The organism is Pseudanabaena sp. 'Roaring Creek' (assembly GCF_001402795.1).
In the GTDB taxonomy this organism is placed as follows: domain Bacteria; phylum Cyanobacteriota; class Cyanobacteriia; order Pseudanabaenales; family Pseudanabaenaceae; genus Pseudanabaena.
The window spans coordinates 1-5,025 of the sequence record NZ_LIRE01000321.1 but is presented as its reverse complement, the minus strand read 5'-3'; the positions used below and the strand labels follow the sequence as shown (position 1 = coordinate 5,025).

Annotated in this window: 3 protein-coding genes; 1 reads left to right on the top strand and 2 read right to left on the bottom strand. The window is 39.4% G+C overall.

The window, feature by feature from the left end; genetic code table 11:
• Positions 1–262 precede the first annotated feature (262 nt).
• Complete coding sequence (locus AC805_RS10935; RefSeq protein ID WP_055075467.1) at positions 263–1,054, bottom strand: E3 ubiquitin ligase family protein; 792 nt, start codon at positions 1,052–1,054, stop codon at positions 263–265.
• Positions 1,055–1,569: 515 nt separating this feature from the next.
• On the opposite strand from AC805_RS10935, the gene AC805_RS10930 reads away from it, so the two are divergent.
• On the top strand, positions 1,570–2,961 hold the full coding sequence (locus AC805_RS10930; RefSeq protein WP_055075466.1) for an aldehyde dehydrogenase: 1,392 nt from the start codon (positions 1,570–1,572) through the stop codon (positions 2,959–2,961).
• Between the two features lie 175 nt (positions 2,962–3,136).
• Here the strand turns inward: AC805_RS10930 and AC805_RS10925 are convergent, their stop codons facing one another.
• Positions 3,137–4,471 (bottom strand): hypothetical protein, encoded by a 1,335-nt coding sequence (locus AC805_RS10925; protein WP_055075465.1) that lies wholly within the window; start codon positions 4,469–4,471, stop codon positions 3,137–3,139.
• Positions 4,472–5,025 lie beyond the last annotated feature (554 nt).

Here is a 5,025-nt window from a genome sequence, read left to right as displayed (position 1 = left end):
TAGTTAAGCATAAGTAAACTTAAAACCTAGAAGAGCGTACCGCCCGCTACGCGGGCGGTACGCTCTCTGGTTTTGGTTTTTATACCAATTCACGAAAGTATGACAACACTTTTGTGAATTAAACACCAAACCCAGTAAGGTTTTGAGATTCCCAAAATGGCGTAGCCATTTTGGGAACTGGTATTAGTGCAATCTGAGGTGGAGTTGGCGATGGACATATCGCCGCATTGAGAACAAAATGGAGAACAAAATGGAGAACGAATTAACTCTTTAAAACTAATCCCACGATCAGTAAAACTGCGCCGAGGCTTAAACAGGCAACCATCCCGTAGAAAAACCACTTAGCGGCATTGGCGGTAGACTTGGCAAGTTCCTCTTCACTTTTGAGAGAAATAATAAATTTCTTGTCGGATTGGATGGGTTTGCGCAGCGTCACTTGACCGCCTTCGTCAGCCGCCGTGCCGATTACCAATACTTCGCGATCGCAGGGTAGGATTGATTCCGTATAGCGATATCCCAATGTCCGCCTTCCTCCCATTCCCAAACTCACTGACAAACGAAAAGCCCCAAAGGATAGTAACGAAGAATTCTCCTGCCGAAATTCGTTTAATATTTGCGTAGTTTCAATATCACCTCCATCGGGATTGACGACCAGTTCGCCTGATCGATCTTGTAATGTAAAGGGAATTGACTGGCTGTTACTAGATATCGTCTCCGAACCACGTCGAGTTTCCGTGCGGCTTTTGCCCTCACTATCACGGGTTGTATGCTGTTCTTCATACTCTCTAACAACCCTCATAGCATAATATACGCAGGGAGCTTGCTTAAGTTCCGAAATCAAGGGGTTTTCACTACGAATGATCCCGCGTACTTTCACATATTCACGCAAATTGCCACTACCAATTTCCCCTGCGATCTCCCTCGCAATATTCTGTAACTCCACAACCGTTGAGGATGTTGCCGAACGAATACTTTGCAGTTTTGTGCTGTAATTCTTTTGCACAAAAAATAGAATGATCCCAACTACAAGAAGAATGCCACCAAAGATTGCCATAGTTATATTAGGGTAGTCTTACATTTTCGATATATTAAGTAGCTAGGCATAAGTAAACTTAAAACCCAGAAGAGCATACCGCCCGCTGCGCGGGCGGTATGCTCTCTGGTTTTGGGTTTTAATTATGCCTAGCTACTTAGCTATGATCACTGGACTTAGGACAAATCAAAATCCCAGAATTAATTAGCGAAGCGGAGTGCCGCTAATCAATTCTTAGTTTTTATGTCCTAGTACAACGACAGCTATAAGGAGCTAAGCATAAGTGTATAAGTAGCTGGACATAATTAAAACCCAGAATCCAAACCTGTAACGCACGCGCAGCGTGCGCTACAGGTTTGGGGGTTTTATATTTAATTGCGCCTAGCTACTTACATAAAATCTATAGGAGCGTACTGTCCGCTAAGCGGACAGTACGCTCTTGGGTTTGGAGTTTTAAATATACAGAGCTACTTAGCTTCAAATTAGCATAGGTTAAGCTGGAATTTAGAGAGCCAATTTACAGAATTTTAGAAATTATGGAAACCTTACCTATCAATAATTTAGATGTCTTAGATGCGATCGCAAAACAACGTCTTTTCTTCGCTGGAAATAAAACTAAAGATTATGAGTTTCGGGTATCTCAACTTCAAAAACTTGCACAATTGATTAAAGAAAACGAAAAGTTAATCCTCGATGCAGTCTATGCGGATTTGCGTAAGCCCACGATCGAGGTTTTTAGTAGTGAAATTTTAATTGCGCTTTCAGAAATTAGGTACGTTCTCAAGCATCTCAAGGCTTGGATGAAGCCCCAGAAAGTAGGAACTCCTCTAAATCTATTTCCTAGCTCTAGTTATATCTATACTGAACCTTTAGGTGTCGTACTGATTATCGCCCCTTGGAACTATCCTTTCTCTCTCAATATCCAGCCCCTGATTGGCGCGATCGCCGCAGGGAATTGTGCCATTCTAAAACCTTCAGAATATGCGCCCCATACTGCCAAAGCGATCGCCCAAATTATTAACGAGCATTTCGATCCTAATTTCATCACAGTGATCGAGGGCGGGCTAGAAATCAATCAAGCTTTATTAGCCGAAAAATTCGATCATATCTTCTTTACTGGCAGCACCGCGATCGGCAAGATTGTCATGGAAGCAGCAGCGAAACATTTAACTCCCGTTACCCTTGAACTGGGCGGTAAAAGCCCCTGCATTGTTGATGAGGAATGCGATCTGGAAACTACAGCCAAGCGAATTATTTGGGGTAAATTCTATAACGCTGGACAAACCTGTGTTGCCCCTGATTATCTATTAGTTTCAAAAAGTATAAAACCTCTCTTAATAGAGAAGTTATTGAGATATGTCAAAACTTTCTTCGGAGAAAATCCCCAGCAAAGTCCCGATTTTGCCCGTATCATTAACGATCGCCAATTTGATCGCTTAGTTAGTTTGCTAAACGAAGGTAAAATTTTAATCGGTGGGCAAACCGATAAAAGCGATCGCTACATTGCCCCGACGATCATTGATGGAATTTCGATTCATGCAAAAATTATGGAGGAAGAGATATTTGGTCCTATCTTGCCAGTTTTAGAATACGACCAGATCTCTGACGCGATCGCCCTAATTAAGAGCCAATCCCAGCCCCTTGCCCTATATTTATTCTCTAACAATAAACAGAAGCAAGAGAAAATTTTGCAGGAAATATCCTTTGGTGGAGGTTGTTTTAACGACACGATTTTACATCTTGCTAACCTCGAACTTCCCTTTGGTGGAGTCGGCAATAGCGGCATGGGTAGCTACCATGGTAAGGCGACCTTTGACAGGTTCTCCCATCGCAAGAGCATACTAAAAAACTCATTCCGTTTTGATCTCAAGTTACGTTATCCTCCTTACAGCGTGAGCATTGACACCTTAAAAAAATTCATCAATTAATTAACGTCAGTTGGGATTAAGCTGGCAAATTTTAAAAGTCCAAATGTAAAAGCCCAAAAGTAAAAGCCTTGCTACGCAAGGCTTTTACTTTTGGGCTTTGAGAAAGGGTTTGCGTAGCAAACCCTTTCTCAAAGCCCATTTCAAATTATCCCGAACTCACGTTACTTAGACAGCATTACCGAACCTGTGAAAAGATACGATATTGGGTAGCATCAAATTTAGAGATATCAGTGTCCGAGGAATTAGAGGAACTAGAGAAATTAGAGGAATTACTTTTTGCTGTTGAAGGATTTATCTCATAGGGATTCATCCTCACAATAGTGTAGCGAGTTTCACTGGCATAAATTGCCAAGGCAATATTGAGCATATCGATGAATGCAATGACTGATTTACATTTGGACTCGCTATATTGACTGTAATACTTAATTATGGCTGCAACCCTTAACTCTAGATAAGGGCGAATGGATTCATTGAGAAATAGAATCTTGAGCAGTAATACTACGAGGTTAAGCGGATTGGTATGGTGCAGTAAAATGTTAAACAACTCCGTCGGCTTTTCGCGATCAGCGATCGTAAGTTCATTAATTAAATACTTGGCACTCTTTAAAACCAAGGATGTAGTTACGGGATGGTCGTGACGTTGCGAACCTAAATCAAATAAACCATCATAGATCTTGTTCTGAACCGTATCCGATATTTCCGCATCCGCAATTGAGAAATCTAGGTATTCGAGCAAGTTAACTTTAAAGTCATAGTAGGAAAAGCTGTTGATATTGCCTAAAAGTTTGCCAGCTAAATCTTGACAATTCAATACACTCTTCTTGGTGAGCATGAGTGTGACGAGATTAATAACATTATTGTTTAAACTTGTCGGATTAGTTTGGGGATTTTTAAAGGTTGTTTGCGATCCTATCCGAGCCGTATACATGGCTAACTCAAATTTGAATTGCTCCTTCATTTTTTGAGCTAGTCGTTGTGCCGCTTGTCTTTGCTCTAGGGGGCTAGTGGGATTTGTATATTGATAGGCTAGGAGGTAGGATGCAAAACGATTACCCCAATTGCGGTCGGGGCTACTATGTTCTTCCCTATTGAGAATAAACAGCTTGAGCGATTGGAAATCTTCACTCTTAACAAACATCTGCAACCAAATTCGTAAGGTTCTTAGTTTGATAGATGTGGGTTTTTTATAGATTGAAGGATGATCAAAAATATTAACTAAAGACTGAATATGAATTAGATTATTACTAACAGTCCAATTGTTAATGAGGATATAACAACACCTCTTTAAAGTGTAGAAAAATTCCTTTTCATTATAGGCAGTCAAAATTTGATCGAGGGCTTGAGTGATCTCGATGTTATTACTAACATTACAACTTACAAATAAGTTTTTAAAGTCTTCTAATACTTCATCGGGTGATTTACAACGAACAGTTTCTAAAAAGAATTCATAAATGCTTTGTTGTGCCTGCTCAATACCTTGAGAGTAAATCCTATCTGCTGTCCAAAACATAATAATTTCATTCCTTAAAGTATTTGTAGAGATCTAGATAATATCAAAACTAAAAATGGCTACGCCATTTTTAGTTTTTCAAACCCTTACTAGATTTGGTATTTAATTCACAAAAGTGTTGTCATACTTTCGTGAATTGGTCTAACAGGATTCTAGAGAAAGAAAAGATGAGATGGACGGCTGTCCGCCACCTTCTCTAAAGATCTCCGATACCCGCTATAAAGTCAAGAATTGATGGTGTAGAGGGCATCAAGATGAAATATTTAAGCAATTCTATGATTTAAAGAATTAGCAGTTATTTGTTATAGATATTATTCATCTCTTTAATAATTTAAAAGTAATTCCTAGGCTCATTTTGTTATCAAAAAGATATATGAAAGTTATGCAAATGTTATAAGACTATTCAATGCAACTTCGAGCGAGGAGAAATTCATAAATTCTCCTGCTTTCAATCGCAAAAATATCTTTTAGGTTTTAATTTGTCCTAACTAACTCAAACCTTGCTAAGTATAGCTATAGCCAAATAAGTTAAGACATAAAAACCAGAAGAGTGT